Below are 18,533 nucleotides of genomic sequence, written 5' to 3'. Positions count from 1 at the left end.
GATGCATTTTACGATTGCCAGTCTACTTGCCAACTTTAGCGAAGATAAATTTGTTGCCCCCAAAGTTCTCGAAAAAAAACTCGGCTGTGACGATCCTGAGAGCCAGCGAGAACTGGAAATTGCCCTTGATGCCCTAGAACGCATTGGCCTGCTCATCAAAGAACGGGGCAAGTATCGCCGTGCCAGTGATGATGGGTTGATTGAAGGGCGGCTGCGCTGCTCGAGCAAGGGCTTTTGCTTTGCCATTCAAGATACCGAGGGTGCGGAAGATATTTTTGTACGCGAGCATCAACTCAGTACTGCTTGGAATGGCGATCGCGTGCTGGTGCGGGTCACCCGTGAAGGCCGCCGCAAGAAATCTCCAGAGGGGGAAGTGAAACTCATCCTTGAGCGAGGAAATCCCTCGGTGATTGCTCGGGTTAAACAGACAGAAGATGGGTTTCGTGGGACGCCCCTCGACGATCGCCTGCTCTTTGAAATTGCCCTTGAGCCAAATGACCTTGTGCCCGATCTATCGACGGTGGTGGATCAGCTGGTGCATGTAAACATTCGCCGCTATCCTTTGGGGGGCTACCTGCCCACGGGAGAAATTGCCCAGATCCTAGGGAGCGATGCCCAATCGGCACCTGTCCTTGACTTGGTTTGCTGCAAACACAACCTTGTCCGCCAATTTAATCCAGCCCTGCGCACAGCAGCCGCCACCTTGAATGCCCAGTTGGAGACCTTGGACCTCAGCGATCGCCAAGACTTGCGGGAGCTGGTCACCATTACCTTAGTCGCCCCCGGCCAAGAGCCCCAAGTGGCCTTTTCCCTCGATGCTCTTGGGCAAGATCTCTGGAAGTTGGGGATTCACATTAGCGATGTGGGGGGATTACTTCCCCAGGATGAACTGCTGGATCGCACGGCTCGCCGTCAGGGCATGAGCCTGGCAACGCCTGAACTCAGTTTGCCCCTATTGCCGCAGGAATTGGAGAGGCTGCGCTTACTGCCGGGGGGCGATCGCGCTGCCATTTCGCTGCTGATTGAAATCAACACCGCCGGCGAAGTTCAGTCCTACAGGATTTACCGCAGTTGTATCCGCATTGATGCCTGTGTCACCAGTGAACAAGTGGCGGCTACCCTTGCCCTAGGAGACAGTTCTGGGGATTGGTTGCGCGCTTTAATTCACCTCGCCAATGCCGTGAGCGAGCGGCGACAGGCACGGGGGAGTATTGAAGTGACCCCAGCGGCGGCCCTGAGCCTTGCCTATGCCGATGAGGGCCTTGCCCCCGCCATTTTCCTACCAAAGGTGACCCCTTGGACCAGCTTGGTTATTCTTGCCAATGAACTCCTTGGCCGTCATTTGGCGAAGTTGGGGGTACCGGCCCTCTATCGCACGCAACCTGTACCCGAACTTTATGCGGTGCAGGATTTTCTCAAGCTGTGCCAAAATTTGAACTTGCCCTTGAGCCTAGACAATCCCTCCCAGGTCACGTCCCGCGACTATCAGCGGTTTATGGCGCAATTGGCCCCTTCGGATCTGGCAGCTGTGTTGCAGGAACTCTTGCTCGATAAACTCAAACCCGCCAGTGATTCCCCTATGGCGCTGAATCACTTTAGTTTGGCCACTGGAGAGGGCTATGCCCATTTCTGCTCGCCGTTGCAACGCTACACCGATATTGCCAATCAGCGCATTTTACACATTCTCCTGACACAAGGGCGCGATCGCCGCGGGCCACGGGCAAAAGAGCGCGTCAATCTTGGCGAGTCCAGTTGCTTGGAGCAGGTGAATTGGACAGTTTTCACCACCGACATTCAGCGGGAAGTAGACACGCTCGTTAACGAATTAGCCCCCCACCTCCAAGAGCGGGAGCGGCAAACCTACATGGCTTGGAAGGATTTAGTAGGGCTGCAACGGGTGCGCCAAGTCCAAGCCTGTATCGGCGAAGTGCGTCCTGGCATTATTACGGGCGTGCAGTCCTATGGCTTCTTTGTGGAACTGCTTGATTTTAATGTGGAGGGCCTAGTCCACGTCAGTTCCCTCAAGGATGACTGGTATGAATACCGCGCCTATGCCCAAACTTTGACGGGTCGGCGTAATCGCCTGCGTTACCGCTTGGGCGATCGCGTTGAAGTGCTGATTAAAAATGTGGATTCCTACCGCCAGCAGGTGGACTTAACAGTCATTAGTGGCGGCTCCCAAGCAACCGAAGAAGATCTCAACGACAGCAGTGACGGCGGGGAAACCCTCACCCCTCCTGAGGATGACGCCACTGAGAATCTGTAAACCAAGAGTTGATGTTTTGCAGGGAGTAGGCGGCGCTTGAACATCGTTTATTTTGGCACACCGGAGTTTGCCCTTGCGCCCCTCCAACGGCTGTTGGCAACAGAGACCTATCAGGTGCTGGGGGTGGTCACCCAGCCCGATCGGCGGCGGGGACGGGGCAACCAATTATCCCCTTCTCCTGTTAAGGCCTTAGCCCTTCGCCACAGGTTACCCATTTGGCAGCCCCCAAGTCTGCGTCGAGATCCACAGCTGCCTGAAGTCCTGCGATCGCTGGCTGCTGATGTCTTTGTGGTTGTTGCCTACGGTCAAATCCTGCCCCAGTCCATTCTTGAAATTCCCCGTTACGGCTGCATCAATATCCACGGCTCCCTGCTGCCGAAGTATCGCGGTGCAGCTCCAATTCAGTGGGCACTCTACCACGGCGAACAGGAAACCGGCGTAACGACGATGCTCATGGATGCCGGTCTGGACACAGGCCCAATGCTCCTGAAGCGAAAAGTCGGCATTCATTTAGAGGATAACGCTGCTACCCTCAGCGCCAAGCTCAGCGAGATAGGTGCTGACCTACTACTAGACACCTTGCAGCAACTGCCACAGCTTCAAGCCGAACCCCAAAATGACGCTGAGGCTACCTACGCGCCGCTCATTCAAAAAAGGGACTATGCGATTGATTGGGAGCGATCGGCCCTAGCCCTCCACAACCAGGTGCGCGCCTTCTATCCCTATGCCTATACGCAGTGGCAAGGGACACCCTTGAAAATTTTGCAAACGTGGCCATTGATTCCCGAAGTGGCGGCCAAATTACCCGAACCCCTACAGTCTTGTGTCCGTGAGCCTGAGGCCTCTGCCGCCCCCGGTACGGTGCTAGCTCTCGTCAAGGGCTGGGGGCCAGTAGTACAGACGGGCAAGGGTGGCCTACTCCTGAGTCAAGTGCAGTTGAGTGGTCGCAAAGCGCAATCGGGGTGGGATTTTGTCAATGGGGTTCGCCTGGCGATCGCCACTCAATTCGGTATTCTGTCCTCAGCTCTGTAACTAAGTTTTAAGCACGGCGGGCCTAACGTAACTAAATGTTAAGATTTTGCCGTTTTGACAGCATTTCGCCTTGACACCCCTCGGATTGGCTCACTACACTGACACACATACCTAGGTACGTCTCTAACCCCTATGGAAGATAAGCAAAAGGTTACGTTGTATCTCTCCCCCGATGTGCACCGCCAGCTAAAGATTGCCGCTGTAGTCGAGCAGGAAACAATGTCCACCCTTGCTGAGCGTGCGATTGAATTTCTGCTGGCTCACCCAGAGGTACTGGCGGAATATGCCGAGCAAAAACATGGCAATGTGCATCGGGTTTATCACTGCCCAGAGTGTGCCAGTGCCCTTGTCCTGCGGGGGGATGAGCTAACGGCCTTGGTCAATCAGCCCACTGTGATTGATGACAACAGCCTCAGTGTTCCTGCGCTCTCCGTCGAGTTGGTGTCTGCCCGCTAGGCCAGTGGCGGGGGTGTTGGGTCAGCCTTGAAAGAAGGAGGTGATTGCTGTGCAAGAAGAGTTGAGTATCCTAATCCAAGCGCAATATCCGTTGATCTACCTCCTGACCTCTGAAGAAGAGCGGGCTGAACAGGCGATCGCCACCATTGCCCAAAGTCAAGTCGGGCCTCAAGGGCGGTCTCCCCGCAAGCTCTACATCTGGACAGTGACCCACGGCATGGTTGAGTATGGCCATCCCCGCAACAATAGTCACCACAATACCGTCTCACCGGAAGCCGCCATTCAATGGGTTGTTCACCAACGGGAACCGGGCATCTACGTCTTCAAGGATTTGCACCCCTTCATTGATTCGCCCCCTGTCACTCGTTCTTTACGGGACGCGATCGCTAGCTTCAAGAGCAGCCACAAAACCATTATCCTCATGTCCCCTGAAGCGGCGCAGCGAATTCCCGTTGAACTGGAAAAAGAAATCGTTGTTGTTGACTATCCCCTACCCAGTATTAACGAACTAGATGAAGTTCTCAGGCAACAGTTAGATCCCCGCGATCGCCGCCTCACCCCGGAAGCACGGGAAAAGCTCGTCAAAGCCACCCTGGGTCTGACGCGGGATGAAGCCGAAAAAGTCTTTCGCAAAGCCAAAGTCACCGCTGGGCGGCTCACCGAAGCGGAGGTGGACATCATCCTCTCCGAGAAAAAGCAACTCATCCGCCGCAACGGCATCCTCGAATACATGGAAGTGGATGAAACCATTGATTCTGTGGGGGGCCTAGAGGAACTGAAAGTATGGTTACGTCAGCGCGCCAACGCCTTCAGTGAAAAGGCTCGTGAATACGGCTTACCGCAACCGAAAGGGATGTTGATTTTGGGTGTCCCCGGCTGTGGGAAGTCCCTCATTGCCAAAACCACCTCCCGCCTTTGGGGCTTGCCCCTGCTGCGCCTTGATATGGGTCGGGTCTACGACGGTTCAATGGTGGGGCGATCGGAAGCAAATTTGCGCAATGCGCTGAAAACCGCTGAATCCATTTCCCCTGCCATTCTCTTCATTGACGAAATGGACAAGGCCTTTGCTGGCGGGGCAGGCTCCTCAGACTCCGATGGCGGTACCTCTAGCCGCATCTTTGGCTCCTTCCTAACTTGGATGCAGGAGAAAAAGTCTCCCGTCTTTGTCCTGGCAACAGCCAACCGAGTTGAACGGCTCCCCGGTGAATTCTTGCGCAAAGGCCGCTTTGATGAAATTTTCTTTGTTGATTTGCCCAATGCCGAGGAGCGCAAGGAAATTTTTCGCATTCACCTCACTAAGCGCCGCCGTGAGATTGATCGCTTTGACCTAGAGCAACTGGCCAATATCTGTGATGGCTTTTCTGGTGCCGAGATTGAACAGGCGATCATTGCTGCCATGTACGAAGCCTTTGCCCAAGGGCGGGAGTTTACCCAGTTAGACATTATTGCCGCTAGCCGTGCCACTCAACCCCTTTCCAAGACGATGCAAGAGCAGGTCACGGCACTTCGAGATTGGGCCCGCCAACGGGCGCGCCCGGCGGCAGCTTCAGTGGCTGAATACCAGCGACTGGAGTTCTGACAAGCTTCCTTCTATCTGTTTTGTGCAGATGGGAGAAAGACCCGACCACAGGGGTTTGGTTCGCCATAAATTGTGGTTCATTCAGTCCAATGTTTCTGTCTCAATCTGGAGGAAATTCACATGTCTCACTTCAGCACCCTGCGTACGAAAGTTACCGATGCTGAAATCTTGAAAGCATCCCTGCGGGATCTGGGCATTACGGTGAAAACCAATGCCGATGTGCGTGGCTACAACGGCCAACGCGTTCGTGCCGACATCGTTGCCGTCCTCGACGGTGAGTACGATCTGGGCTGGTCTCGCAATGCTGATGGCACCTTTGATCTCATTGCTGACCTCTGGGGTGTGGCCAAAAAACACAACCAAACCGAGCTAATCAACTCGATCAACCAAAAATATGCCATCAACAAAACCTTGGCTGAGGTGAAGCGCCCTGGCCTTCAGAATGCCAACGTCAAGCTTGTGGTGCATAGCTAATCCTGTTGCCAATTGCTTTGTACTGTCTAGCGCGCGTTCCCAAGTAATCCGCTGGCTGACTCCCGAGGGGTCGGCCTCTTTTTTATCTCAGGATTAAGAATATGGTATTTTGGCCATGAAGGTAAGGATTGTTTGTAGTTATTGAGTTCTGGTCAACCTATTCAAGAACGCTTTTCTCCAGAGGCTAGGCTCGTGATTGCCACCGGGGATGTCTGTGAGGTGGTTCGTCAGGTGCCGGATGAGGCCATGACGCTCATCTTTACGTCGCCGCCCTACAACCTCGGCAAGGCCTACGAAACGCCGGTGGCGATCGAGGACTATCTCCAAAGCCAAAGCAGAGTGATGGCTGAGCTATATCGGGTGCTCCGGCCAGAGGGAAGTCTGTGCTGGCAAGTGGGGAATTTTGTTCAAAGGGGAGAGGTGTATCCCTTGGATATTTTGTTTTATCCCCTCTTCAAGCGATTGGGTTTGAAGCTGCGCAATCGCATCATTTGGAAATTTGGCCATGGTCTCCATGCCACAAAGCGCTTTTCTGGCCGCTATGAAACGATCCTCTGGTTCACAAAGTCAGATGACTACATCTTTAATTTGGATGCGGTGCGCATTCCAGCCAAATATCCGGGGAAACGCCACTTCAAGGGTCCTAAGAAGGGCAAACCCTCGGGCAATCCCTTGGGTAAAAATCCATCGGATATCTGGGAAATCGTTCTTCAGGATTGGCAAGAACTGGTGTGGGATATTCCCAATGTCAAGTCCAATCATCCCGAAAAAACGCTCCATCCCTGCCAATTTCCCATTGAGTTGGTGGAGCGGTGCGTTCTTGCCCTCAGCCATGAGGGGGATTGGGTCTTTGACCCCTATATGGGGGTGGGATCATCGCTCTTGGCTGCCCTAATGCATAATCGGCGGGCAATGGGCTGTGAGCAGGAACCCGTTTATGTCAACATTGCTCGCCAACGGATTCAGGCCTATGAAAATGGCACCCTGCCTTACCGTCCCCTTGGCAGACCGGTGTACACCCCCACAGGACAGGAGAAAATAGTGCAAATTCCTGAGGAGTGGCAACAGTAAGTTGGCGATCGCTCGATGAACGGGTACGCATTCCATCCAAGTGGGTGACCTTGATTGGCGAGAAGTGGCTGACGGACACCGGTGAAACCCTAGAATACTGGCGGGTAGAAAAGGCGGACTCTGTAATTGTCTTGCCGCTGCAAGGAGATTATTTCATCTGCCTGCCGCCAACCTTTCGGGTGGGCGTTCAGCGAGCTACGGTGGATTTTCCCGGTGGGCAAGTGCTCCCCAATCCCCCCCAGGGCAATGGTGCCGCAAATTTTGACCCAGGAATTGGGGATTACGTCCGATGGGCTTCAAGCAATCACCCCCATCCGTTAGGGAGTCCGGGCATCTCAGCGCTTCTTGGGCAGTTGGAGTGCTTGCAATGTCCTGCCGTTCTCTTGAAATGGCTGTATCAGTGCCAACTAGCCTCGGCGATCGCTCGCTTCAGATGATTTTGCAGGGTTTTAGTGGGCAGGCCACTCTGGAGATGCTGCCACGGTAAGATAGTCTCCTCTGGCCAATTGGCAGTAACATAGGCTTCAAAATCAGGCAACTGTCCCTGCAGTTCCTTAAAAGCACGGCGATAACTGCCTAAGGAGGTGCCATAGTGGCGCACCTGCTCTAAAAGGGGAGCAAGCCGGCGATCGCCCCGCGAAATCAAGGCTTGAATCAACGAGTCATGATAGGATTCAGGGCGAAACTCAATCCCCAATTTGGCCAATTCTTTTTTCAAAAACTTGAGGCGTTTTTCGGCCACGGGTTGTACACCCCACCACTGAAAGGGGGTATGGGCTTTGGGAACAAAGGTACTACAGCCAAGGGTGAGCCGCAGTCGCGGGGCTGTTTTTTTCAATTGGCAAAAGAGCTCTACTGTGGCTGCGACATCGGCATCGGTTTCTGTGGGCAGCCCCACCATGCCATAAAACTTCAGCCCCTTGAGGCCACCGGCTTGGGCATGGCTGGCAGCAGCCAGAATCTCCGCCGTCTCAAGCTTTTTGTTGATCACTTGGCGCAGGCGCTCAGACCCCGTTTCGATGGCGATCGTCAGGGATTGACTGCCCCGTTGACTCAACAGGTGGGCCAGGGATTCGGTCACCGTATTGGTGCGCACCGAAGCTAAACTTACCCGCACATGATCAAATTGTGGCTGACCCAGATGCTCAATCAAGGCAGGAAATTCGGGATGTTGGGTAATCGAGGCGCCCAAAAGCCCTAGGCGATCAGTAACGGCTAGCCCCCGCTCAATGGCAGGAATCAGTGTGTCTAGGCTCGGTGTGCGAAAGGGCAAGGTCAAATAACTGGCCAAGCAAAAGCGACACAGCTCGGGGCAACTGCGCACCACCTCCACCATATAGATATTTTCCCAAGCGGCGAGGGGGGTGACCACCGTGGAAGCGGCAAGGGTATTACCGCGATGGACTTGTTTAGTGACTGTCGCCGGTACACTGGCCTTGATGGGTTCAATCCTTTGAATGGGACCGGTGGGATGGCTGTAGCTGACGTGGTACAGGCTAGGAACATAAATACCGGGCACTTGGGCCAGGGCTTCCAACTGTTGCGATCGCGCAGCGGTGCGCACCTGCGCCATTGCGGTCAGAAAGGGATCTAGGAGAGGTTCGGCGTCCCCCAACAAAATCACATCGAAAAAATCGGCAAAGGGTTCGGGATTTGCCGTCAGCACTGGGCCACCGCCAAAGACCAAGGGGTGGCGATCCTGGCGATGGCGCTGCCAAATGGGAATGCCCAACTGCTCCAAGAGCAGCAGTAAATTGCCGTAGTCTAACTCCCACGAGAAGGAAAAACCCACCAACTCTGGATCGCGAGGCAGTGGCTCCTGCACATCGGTAAAGAGGCGACTCACCGCCACATCGGCACGGCTGGCCAGTTGTGCCCACACCAGTTGATAGCCCAAGCTAGTAATGCCAACGCTGTAGGTATTGGGAAAGCCATAGATAACCCGCAGCGCCTCTGGCAGGGGGCGCGATCGCTCAAAGAGGAGGGTTTCAGCAGCCAAGGGGGAGTTCACCTAGGTTTCCGTTGACTTACGGCGGCTAGTTTTTGCGGTCTGGGCAACCGTCTTTTTACTGGTTCTTTTGGTTGTTGATTTGGGTTTGGGGGCAGTAGTTGTTGCGCTGCGGCGGGTTTTCTTTGGTGCTTTTTCCGCCAACAGGAGCAGGGCTTGCTCAAGGGTCATTGTCTCTGGTGTCACCCCCTCCGGCAGGGAGGCATTCACCTTACCGTGGTTGACATAGGGGCCATAGGGGCCGTCCAAGATCTGTACCGGTTCCCCATCCTCCGGGTGAGTCCCCAACACCGCGAGCACCTGTTTTTTGGCCCGAGCGCGACTCGATTTGGGTGTTGCCAGCAGCTCTAGGGCACGCTCTAGGGTAATCGTGTACACATCATCTTCCCCCTTGAGGGAACGATAGTCTTTTTCACCCTCGGGATCGTGGACAATGTAGGGGCCAAAGCGACCTTGATTGGCTTGAATTGGTTTACCGGTTTCAGGATGAACCCCCAATGTCCGCGGCAGCGACAACAGGGTAATTGCCAAGTCTAGGGTGACTTCATCGGGACTCACGCCCTTGGGTAGGGAAGCTCGTTTGGGTTTTGGATTGGCCTCTGTGGCTTCTCCCAACTGCACATAGGGACCAAAGCGCCCCGTCAGCAGAAAGATCGGTTCGCCGGTTTCAGGATGCAGGCCCAGCTTGTCGGGACCCTCTAGTTTTTGGCGAATTAATTGCTCCACCTGTTCACGGGTGAGGCTACCCGGGGTGGCGTCTTGGGGCAAGGAGGCCTTAATGGGTTCACTACCATTGCCATTTTGATAGACCACAAAAGGACCAAAGCGACCCACCACCACTTCAGCATTCAGTTCTGGCAGGGCGATCGCCCGCGCTTCAGTCGCCTCAATCGTCCGCTCCCGCTCTTTAACCTGCTGCTCAAGGCCATTTTCACCCAGATAGAAGGATTCAAGGTAGGGCTGCCACTCCACCTCCCCTGTGGAAATATCATCCAGGGTTTGCTCCATCCGCGCCGTGAAGTTAATATCCACCAAGTCGGGGAAGTATTTCTCTAGCAGCGCCGTCACCGCAAAGGCCGTAAAGGTGGGTTCCAGGGCATTGCCTCGCCGAATGGCATACTCGCGGTCTTGGATGGTACTGAGGATCGTGGCATAGGTGCTGGGACGACCAATGCCTGCTTGCTCGAGGGCTTTGACCAAGCTTGCTTCCGTGTAGCGCGGCGGCGGCTGGGTCTCGTGACCCACACTTTCCAGGGCGTGACAGCGGAGAATCTCTCCGACTTGCAGGGGGGGCAGGATCACCTCTTGGCTTTCGAGGGCGGCCTCGGGATCATCGGAACCTTCCACATAGGCCCGGAAAAATCCTGGAAAATCAATGCGTTTACCGTGGGCACGGAAGAGGGCATCCCCAGCCGTAATCGAGACCGTTAGCAGAGTGATATGGGCATCAGCCATCTGGGAGGCCACCGTGCGCTTCCAGATCAGTTCGTAGAGTTCCAGTTCCCGATCTTGAAGGCCGGTTTCTTGGGGAGTGCGAAACTGGCTACCTGCAGGGCGAATCGCTTCGTGGGCTTCTTGGGCCCCCTTGGTTTTGGTGGTGTATTGACGTGGCTGGGGCGACAAAAAGGCTTTGCCATACATGGCTTCCACACAACTGCGGGCGGCGGCGATCGCCTGATCCGACAGATGCACCGAGTCCGTACGCATATAGGTGATGTAGCCCTCTTCGTAGAGCTTTTGGGCAATGCGCATCGTATCCCGCGCCGAGAGGTGCAGTTTGCGGTTAGCCTCCTGTTGCAGGGTTGAGGTGGTAAAGGGGGGAGCCGGTTTGCGGGTTTGTTGGCGCTCCTCTTGTTCGGTAACCGTCCAGGTTTCCGTTAGCAGGCGATCGCGCAGAGCGTTGGCAGCCGCCTCATCCAAGAGCAAGACAGCATCAGGGTTACGTAGCTGTCCTGTAGTGGGATCAAAATCATGGCCCGTGGCCAAGCGTTGACCGCCAACACTCACCAAACGCGCTGGAAAAAGGGCTCCCCTTTGATCTAAGGTGGCCTTGAGATCCCAAAATTGCCCCTTACGGAAGGCCAACCGTTCTCGCTCCCGTTGAACCAATAGGCGCACTGCAACTGACTGCACCCGCCCCGCTGACAGATGGGGGGCAATTTTCCGCCACAGCAGGGGCGACAGGGTATAGCCCACCAAGCGATCGAGGATACGCCGCGTTTCTTGAGCACGCACCAGTTGTTGATTGACATCGCGGCAATTGCGTAGTGCTTCTTGGATTGCTTCCTCGGTAATTTCATGGAAGACCATCCGCCGCACCGGCACCTTTGGCTCCAACAGTTGCAGCAAGTGCCAACTAATGCTTTCTCCTTCGCGGTCTTCATCGGTCGCGAGCAGGAGTTCATCAGCGGTTTTGAGGGCAGTTTTTAATTCTTTGACAACTTTTTGTTTCTCTTTAGGAACAATGTAGAGGGGTTCAAAGCCAGCAGCGACATTCACCCCTAGGGTTGCCCACTCTTCCCCCCTGAATTCGGGGGGCACATCAGCAGCACTGCGGGGCAGATCACGGACATGACCCATTGAGGCTTCAACGCGATAGTCCGGCGGCAGAAATTTGCGAATGGTACGGGCTTTTGTTGGGGATTCAACGATGACAAGGGTGGACATAGCAGATGCTGCGGGATGGGTTTTTCGGCACTCTCAAGTTTAGCGACAAGTTGAGCAATCCATCATAGAATGGTGTTCTCCCACCGTATCATGGGAACCTAGGAGAAGCACTTCCTTGATTGATAACCCTAGCCTAACCAATGGGCGATGGGGAGAGTCTGTTTAGTCAGCATAACGGTTTTTAGGCAGCAGCGATGACTTAGGGGGGGCCGCTCCAGACATTGTGATCCAAACACGCCACCTAATAAAACCTAATAAACCTAATAAATATTTTGGCGATCGCCCCGTCCTTAAGGACATTAACTTCACCGTTGCTAAGCCAGAGGGGGTCGCCCTCATCGGCCCCAGTGGCTCTGGCAAAAGTACCTTGCTCCGCTGCTTGAATGGGTTAGAGACCTACCAATCGGGACAGATTCTCATTCTCGGCCATTACCTGCCACCAGGGCTGAGGCCGCAGCAACTGCGGGTGATTTCTTGAGATGCCGGTATGGTCTTTCAGCGCTTTAACCTCTTTTCCCACAGGACGGTGTTGCAGAGCATGATTGAAGCATTGAAGCGCCGCTCCTTGGGCACAAACTCCCCCGCGGCCTGGCTATCGAAATGGCTGAAAGTTTATTGGCCAAAGTGGGATTGCTGGACAAACGGGATGCCTAGGCAAGCCAACTCTCTGGTGATCAAAAACAAGGGGGGGCGATCGCCCGCGCCTTGGCCAGGCAACCGGAGATTCTTCTCTTTGACGAATCCACGACGAATCCACCTTCGCCCTTGATCCAGAACTGATGGGGGATCTCCTAGCCGTGATGCGACAATTGGCCGAAGAGGCAATGACTATGGTGGTGGTCACCCAGGAAATGTCATTTGCCCGCGCAGTGTCCTGCCGCGTGGTCTTTCTCGCCGATGGCCAAACTATTGAGGAAGGATCGCCCCAAGAACTGTTTTATCGTCCGCAACAGGAGCGAGCCCGCCTCTTTCTAGAGCGTGTGCTAGTCAGGCCCTAGCCCTTGTAGGCTTTGATGCATTTTTCGACAAGGGGTTGCACCGCATCCACATCCTGCCAGCCAAGAATTTCAGTGACTTTCTTTTGCAGATTTTTGTACGTGCGGAAGAACTCGGCGATTTCTTCGAGACGGTGGGGAGCAATGTCCTTGAGGGATTTCACCTCAGCATAGCGAGGATCACCAACAGGCACACAGAGAATTTTCTCGTCGCGATCGCCACTGTCAATCATCTCCAGCATGCCAATGGGACGGGCAGCAATCACACACCCCGGAAACGTTGGCTCATCCATCATCACCAACCCGTCGAGGGGATCACCATCCTCGGCTAAAGTATTGGGAATAAAGCCGTAATCATACGGGTAAACCACCGCCGAGTAGAGGACGCGATCGAGGGCAAAGACGTTCATTTCCTTGTCAAACTCATATTTATTGCGGCTACCGCCAGCAATTTCCACCAAAACATTGACAACGCCCGGCTTGGGTTGAGCAGGAATGCGGCTTAGGTCAATACTCATAGCAGGATGTCCAGAGCAACAAGTCTCCATTTAATCGAGATTGGGACATGGAAGCAAGCACCTAGCCTAAGGCCACTGACTTTTGCCAATGGCTCTCCAGGGGCAATGCTCAACAAAACAAAAACAAAACAAAATAGCCAAAAAATAGCGCCCGCCATCTAGGCGCTCAGGTGTACGGCGCGCTGCGAAAGCGCCAATACATCCACGCGAAGAGCAGCGAAGCAACGTCGGCTGCAACCCTTGTTAGCCTCCCGTTCTCGCCTCCTGGCCTTGCAGGAGCACATCGCGAATCTCGCCAGGTTGTCGTGCAACCGCCCAGCGCCAATGGCCAAAGCCGCCATGCGCGTTCACCGCCTGCACCCATTCATCCAGGTAACGACGTTTGGCTTTATCCTGCTCCGTATCCTGACCCTTGGTTTCCAGAATCAGATGGTTCCCATTCGTGAGCCGCACAAGAAAATCGGGGCGGTACTTCCGCACGACACCGCGATGGAGGTAGCGCACCTCAAAGCCGAGATGGTCGTTCTTGACCCAGGCGGCCACCGCGTCACCTTCGTCGAGCGCGAAGGCATCGGACGCCTCCCAGGTGCTGTCGTACACGCAGACATTGATGTGTGACTTCCTGGTGCGCGCGCAGGGCTTCCCCGTGTACCAAGTACGCATCTCGCCCGTGGAGCGGATGGGATGATCGCGGTCGAAGACCGGCGTCAACCGCTCGGTGTTCTCCTGCCGCACTGCCGCGACGACATGCTGCACGACCCGGGACATGTTCAACGTGATGATCAGCCGGCGGCGCAATTGGTCCTGATAGAAGAGCGGCGGCGAGATGACGATGCGGTCGGAGCGAATGAACTGCTCGACGATCCGCACCAACTGGGCCAGCAACACCTCGCGGCTGCCTCGCCAGGTGTGCTTCATCTGGTCGAACACATCCCGCGCCGTCTCGAAGATGATGCGCTGGGTGCGGAACTCACGCGCCAGCCGCTCCAACTCGATGCGGTCGATCTTGGTGACGTCCGGCTTGCCTTCGAGAATCGGGGCGAGTTCGGCGACCTGCGCCGTCTGCGCTGCGTCCAGTTCCAACGGCCGCGCCTTCGACCAATCCAGGGTCAGGGTGGGCGTAAGCACGTGCTCGATGCGCACCACATTCGGCCAGCGGATCTCGAACTGGGCCTTGGCCGGGTCGGGTTCGACGGCGGTCTTGGGTGTGGGCGGGGGTGGGGGGCTGTCTCCCCCGCCTTCGTGCGGCAGGAACGTGAAGGGGACGCCGAAGATGTTGACGTACTCGGGCTCAAACAATTCGATTTCTTTGCCCGAAACCGGATCGACGGTCTTACTGGTCTCATAAGACGTGCGCCGCAAGCCGCGGCCCACCACCTGCTCGCACAGAAGCTGCGACGTGAAGGCCCGCAGTCCCATGATGTGGGTCACCGTCTTGGCGTCCCAGCCCTCGGAGAGCATGCCGACGGAGATGACGTTTTGAATCTTCTCGCCCGGCTGTCCGATCTTGCCCACCGTATCCACGGTCTGCCGCAGGCGTTCGGCCTGCTCGGCCTTGGTGAGTTTTGAGTTTTGGGTTTTGAGTTCCGCGTTTTCAGTCGTTGGATCCGAATCCTCCGATACGCCCTCCTCGTCAACCGAAAACTGGCCACTCGAAACCAAAAACTCATCTTTCGCCTCCGCCTCATCCAGCACCTTCGAGTCGATGTGCAGGATGCGATCGGGATCGCATAGTTCCTCGATGTGGATGCGCCGCGAATCAAAGGCGTGCTTGACCCGCGCCGCCGTCTCGGTGCGGTTGCAGACGGTGATCATCACCGGCGGGGTGGGCAGCCCAGCCGCGCGCCACGCCTTCCACGTCTCCCGCCAGTCGTAGCCCAGCAGGTAGTAGGCGTTCAGCACCAGGTCGGGCAGGGGTTCCTCGGGGTTGGCGCGCCGGTTGAGATCATCCTTCACATCCGGGTCGTTGTAGACATGGTAAAGGCGCGACTTGTAGGTCTTGGCGTCCGGAACCGCATCGTCGCGCACCACCACGCGCGGGGTCTTGACCAGCCCCGATTCGATGGCATCGTTCAAGCCAAAGTCGCTGACGATCCAGCCGAACAGCGCCTCCTCGCTGCTTTTCTTGCCCGAGGGCGTGAAGGGTGTGGCCGAAAAGTCGTAGCATTTCAGAATGCCACGGGAACGGTGGAGGCGGTCCAGCCCGCCAATCCAGACGGTCGCTTCTTCGGCGCTGTCCTTGAGGTCACGTTGGCGCAGGTACTTGCCTTCGGCCTCCCAGTTGACGCGCCAGGCGTGGTGGGCCTCGTCGTTGATGACCAGGAGATTGTGGGCATTCGCCATCTCACCCAGGACCTCGCGGGTGTAGGCTTCGTCGCTCTTGACCCCGCGCTTGTCCACGCTCTTGCGCTTCTTGAGCTGCTCCTCGCTCTCCCAGGCCAGGGCGTGCCAGTTGCGCACGAGCACCTTGCCTTGGCGGAGCTTGTCGAGCAGGGCCGAGGGTACGATGTCGAAGGCTTCGTAGTAGTTGCCCTCGGCGGCGGGGAGAAGCACCGCGAGCCGTTTTTTGACCGTCAGCCCTGGGGCGATCGCCAGCACGTTCTTGGAAAAGCGGGCGTCCTGCGGTGACATCACCTTGTTGAGGATGTGCCAGGCGATGACCATCGCCATCACAATAGTCTTGCCGGTGCCGGTGGCCATCTTGCAGCACTGCCGCATGAAGGCCCCGCCGTCGCCGGGAATCTCGATACCGACGCGCTCCGCAGCGGGCGCTTCCGTGAGCCAGATGAGCGTTTCTACAGCCTCCAGTTGGCAGAAGAAGAAGCGCCGCCGGTCAAAGTTTTCGGGGTCGGTCCAATGGTCCAGCAGCCGTTTGGTGATACTGGTCACACCCGGATAACCCGCCTCGCGCCAGGCCTTGACGCGCGGGCGGATCTGATTGACCAGAGGGATCTCCACGAAGATCCCGGGATCGTCGAAAGACTTAGCTCCCGGGGTTGCCACGATGTAGCCGGCTGGACGACGCCCTTCGACCAAATCGAAGGTGCGCGTTTCCCGGTCGTAGCGCCAATATCGCTTTGGCTCCTCATAGGGTGAGTTGACGATCAGGCGGTCGATGGTGGGGCGGGGCATGGCGGTGGTCTCTTCCCTTCGCTCAACCGGCCTGGGGCACCGTTTCGAACAGCAGTCGCCGCAGATCAAGGTCCGGCGCCCGTCTCGACAGGTACAACATCTCGATGCCGACCACCCGGTCCTGGTCGTCGTAATCCACGATAACACCCGGCGAGACTTCCTCGGTCCGGCTCGCAGGCGCATCGCTTAAGGAGAGATACAGGGCATCGGCCTGTTGGTCCACTTTGAGCCTCATGGGATAGTCCTCCTTCGATCAAAGAATGCGGTCACGACAATGGGCGGTGTTTTCTTGCCATTGACGATCACGCGCAACACCCGGTTGCCAAACTCTGGAATCCGGGCCAGCCGGTGTTCCAGGTCCGGGTCCACCCGGTCGACCTCGGTCACCTCCGGGGCGCGCAAGACCCGTTCCATCCAGGCGAGCGGAATCTGCCGCTTTTGCAAAGCGTCCCGGGCATGTTCCGATAGCACATAATCCATCAGGCCGCCCCGTTCAAGTCGATGACCTTCAAGCTCTCAATCCCGCGGTCGTCCACGATCTTAACCGCGATGCGCTTGTGTTCGCCCGCCTCGAAGGGCAGCGACACCGTGCCGCGGTAGGCGTCGATCCGCTCCGCGTCAATCTCGGCCTTGAGGTTGCGCGCCAGTTTCGCCCAGCCCTCGTTCTCGCCTGCCATCGGGAAGAAGACCTGGCGTGGATAGAGACTGCGGCCGTCGTAGTCGGTGTCGAGTAGCCAGACGGCAATCTTGTCCGCGCCGCCCGACTCGATCTGGCCGGTTTTGGTGTTGTAGTAGTCAAAGCCGTGCACTGCAAGGCAGTGCAAGTTTTTAGTTTTGAGTTGCCAGTTTTTAGTTGGGGGCTGGATCGGAAAATTCAGGAGTTGAGCGAGCGCTTCAAGCCCGCCAACAATTTGCTGATCTCTTCGCAGTCGTTCAACAATCCTTCGGCATCCGTTGAGGTCAGATATCCCAAATTCTGCGAGATCAGCAGCAAAGTCTCCAATTCCGCCAACGAGCCCTGCGCTATTCCAAGAAACTGGAGGAATTCTCCCTTGCTGTTTCTGGCCTGGCCTTCCGCGATATTTGCCGGTATGGAAATCCCAGCCCGCCTGATCTGCGAGGTAAGCCCATATATCTCTTCCTTGGGAAAGGAGCGCGTACAGGAATAAATCCTGCCAACTAATGCGATGGACTTCCGCCAAACTATCAAGTCCCGATAGCTTCTTGAATGTTCCATACTCAGCAATCCTTTCTTGGCTCCCACTCAAAACTAAAAACTCAAAACTCGTAACTTCCACATCGGGCTGGCCGATGAGCCAGAAGGATTCGTTGCTGGCGCGCTTCTTCTTGAGGTCCTCGGTGAGCAAGTCGGCGTTCATCTGCACTTTCAAGAACTGCATGCCGGCAAGTTCCGGCTTCATCTCGTCGATGTCCTTGGCCGCTTCCGGGTCGAACTGAAAGGCGGCGAAGACGATGAGCTTGGGTTTGGGCACCAGCGCCTGCGCCTCTTCGATGGCGTGCGCCACCTGGCGCTGTTCCAGCGGTGCGTGCTCGGGACCGAAAGAGACCACCACGCGCATCGGGTCGTAGGCGGGCGCCGTCTCGCGGACTCGGTCGGCCCCCTCGTCGCTCGGGCGGGTCTCGCCGTCGGCGTGGAGCCAGCGGCAGCCGGGCAGGGGTTCGAGCCGTGTAAAGCGGATGTATTGCCCCGCCTTGCCGCGAATGCCGGTGCGCAAGAGTTCATCGCGCCATTCGGCCTGGCGCAGCGTCTCGCCGGAGCGGGCGATGGAGGTGTCGGCGGGTTGCGGTTTGTCTTCGAGAATCTCCTCCGGCGATTTCACCGCCGGAGCGGGCACCGCCTCCACCGTGAACGGCCCGGTCACGCGCACCTTTTTGCGGTCCACGAAGGGCTGGTCGTAGAGCGTCTCCTGCGGGGCGTGCCGGGCGATGGCCTCGTCCATGGCTTTCTGCATGGCGCGGCGGGCGGTATGGAAAGCCTCGAACGGTTTGCGCGCCGCCTGGGGCCAGTCCGCGGGAAACTCGAACGGCACCTCCCATTCCACCAGTTCGTTGACCTTCACCACCTGGCCGCTCGGCATGGTGAAGGTGGCGCTATCGGGCGCGGCGAAGTCCACGACCTGTCCGGCGCGGCCGCCTTGCGTGACCTTGAATTTGATCGATTGGCCCTTGAGCGCCGCGTTGAGCTCGGCGAGCGCCTTTTCGATGGCCGGGTGCATGCGGGCGTAGATGCCATCGATCTCGGGGTTGTTGGCGATGGATTTGAGCGTGACGTGCGGCACGGTCTTGTATTTGAAGCCGCTGCCCACGCCCTCTT

General features: G+C 56.7%; 14 protein-coding genes and 1 pseudogene. 8 read left to right on the top strand and 7 right to left on the bottom strand.

What is annotated here, in order from left to right; translation table 11 throughout:
* Position 1 precedes the first annotated feature (1 nt).
* From IGQ16_RS07395 to IGQ16_RS07365, 7 genes are all read left to right on the top strand, one after another.
* Positions 2 to 2,266, top strand: a complete 2,265-nt coding sequence (locus tag IGQ16_RS07395) for a ribonuclease R family protein (protein ID WP_297060852.1) — start codon at positions 2 to 4, stop codon at positions 2,264 to 2,266.
* A 36-nt stretch (positions 2,267 to 2,302) separates the two neighbouring features.
* The gene (gene fmt, locus IGQ16_RS07390) at positions 2,303 to 3,298 is read left to right on the top strand and encodes a methionyl-tRNA formyltransferase (protein ID WP_024124909.1); all 996 of its coding nucleotides are present in this window, start codon (positions 2,303 to 2,305) and stop codon (positions 3,296 to 3,298) included.
* 132 nt (positions 3,299 to 3,430) lie between these two features.
* Positions 3,431 to 3,754, top strand: coding sequence for a ribbon-helix-helix domain-containing protein (locus IGQ16_RS07385; RefSeq protein ID WP_024124910.1), 324 nt, complete (start codon positions 3,431 to 3,433; stop codon positions 3,752 to 3,754).
* A 49-nt stretch (positions 3,755 to 3,803) separates the two neighbouring features.
* The gene (locus IGQ16_RS07380) at positions 3,804 to 5,333 is read left to right on the top strand and encodes an AAA family ATPase (RefSeq protein WP_024124911.1); all 1,530 of its coding nucleotides are present in this window, start codon (positions 3,804 to 3,806) and stop codon (positions 5,331 to 5,333) included.
* A gap of 120 nt (positions 5,334 to 5,453) precedes the next feature.
* On the top strand, positions 5,454 to 5,807 hold the full coding sequence (locus tag IGQ16_RS07375; RefSeq protein ID WP_024124912.1) for a DUF1257 domain-containing protein: 354 nt from the start codon (positions 5,454 to 5,456) through the stop codon (positions 5,805 to 5,807).
* Positions 5,808 to 5,999: 192 nt separating this feature from the next.
* Positions 6,000 to 6,878: a site-specific DNA-methyltransferase gene (locus tag IGQ16_RS07370; protein ID WP_157869779.1), complete on the top strand. Its 879-nt coding sequence runs from the start codon at positions 6,000 to 6,002 to the stop codon at positions 6,876 to 6,878.
* The gene (locus IGQ16_RS07365; protein ID WP_024124914.1) at positions 6,866 to 7,315 is read left to right on the top strand and encodes a hypothetical protein; all 450 of its coding nucleotides are present in this window, start codon (positions 6,866 to 6,868) and stop codon (positions 7,313 to 7,315) included. Before IGQ16_RS07370 ends, IGQ16_RS07365 begins: the two co-directional genes overlap by 13 nt.
* On the opposite strand, the gene IGQ16_RS07360 is transcribed toward IGQ16_RS07365, so the two are convergent.
* Both IGQ16_RS07360 and topA read right to left on the bottom strand, forming a co-directional pair.
* A complete protein-coding gene (locus IGQ16_RS07360; RefSeq protein WP_024124915.1) occupies positions 7,276 to 8,889 on the bottom strand; it encodes a radical SAM protein in 1,614 nt (537 codons plus the stop codon). The two genes, IGQ16_RS07365 and IGQ16_RS07360, sit on opposite strands and share 40 nt — an antisense overlap.
* Positions 8,890 to 11,553, bottom strand: coding sequence for a type I DNA topoisomerase (gene topA, locus IGQ16_RS07355; protein WP_297060844.1), 2,664 nt, complete (start codon positions 11,551 to 11,553; stop codon positions 8,890 to 8,892).
* A 244-nt stretch (positions 11,554 to 11,797) separates the two neighbouring features.
* Between topA and IGQ16_RS11745 the strand changes: the two are divergent.
* A pseudogene (locus tag IGQ16_RS11745) lies at positions 11,798 to 12,551 on the top strand (amino acid ABC transporter ATP-binding protein).
* On the opposite strand, the gene IGQ16_RS07340 reads toward IGQ16_RS11745, so the two are convergent.
* The 5 genes from IGQ16_RS07340 to IGQ16_RS07320 all read right to left on the bottom strand — a co-directional run bounded on the left by IGQ16_RS07340 (position 12,548) and on the right by IGQ16_RS07320 (position 17,435).
* Positions 12,548 to 13,060, bottom strand: a complete 513-nt coding sequence (locus IGQ16_RS07340; protein ID WP_297040969.1) for an inorganic diphosphatase — start codon at positions 13,058 to 13,060, stop codon at positions 12,548 to 12,550. The pseudogene IGQ16_RS11745 and the gene IGQ16_RS07340 overlap by 4 nt on opposite strands.
* Before the next feature lie 249 nt (positions 13,061 to 13,309).
* The gene (locus tag IGQ16_RS07335; protein WP_297060839.1) at positions 13,310 to 16,198 is read right to left on the bottom strand and encodes a BPTD_3080 family restriction endonuclease; all 2,889 of its coding nucleotides are present in this window, start codon (positions 16,196 to 16,198) and stop codon (positions 13,310 to 13,312) included.
* A 22-nt stretch (positions 16,199 to 16,220) separates the two neighbouring features.
* Entirely contained in the window at positions 16,221 to 16,433 is a 213-nt protein-coding gene (locus tag IGQ16_RS07330; RefSeq protein WP_297060837.1) for a DUF2283 domain-containing protein, read from the bottom strand.
* Positions 16,430 to 16,678, bottom strand: coding sequence for a DUF4258 domain-containing protein (locus IGQ16_RS07325; RefSeq protein WP_297060836.1), 249 nt, complete (start codon positions 16,676 to 16,678; stop codon positions 16,430 to 16,432). Before IGQ16_RS07325 ends, IGQ16_RS07330 begins: the two co-directional genes overlap by 4 nt.
* 394 nt (positions 16,679 to 17,072) lie before the next feature.
* On the bottom strand, positions 17,073 to 17,435 hold the full coding sequence (locus IGQ16_RS07320) for a four helix bundle protein (protein WP_297060871.1): 363 nt from the start codon (positions 17,433 to 17,435) through the stop codon (positions 17,073 to 17,075).
* Between the last annotated feature and the right edge of the window lie 1,098 nt (positions 17,436 to 18,533).

This window comes from Thermosynechococcus sp. M3746_W2019_013, assembly GCF_015296045.1.
GTDB lineage: Bacteria > Cyanobacteriota > Cyanobacteriia > Thermosynechococcales > Thermosynechococcaceae > Thermosynechococcus.
Note: the sequence above shows the minus strand (reverse complement) of the source record. Positions and strands in the feature narration are given on the sequence as shown.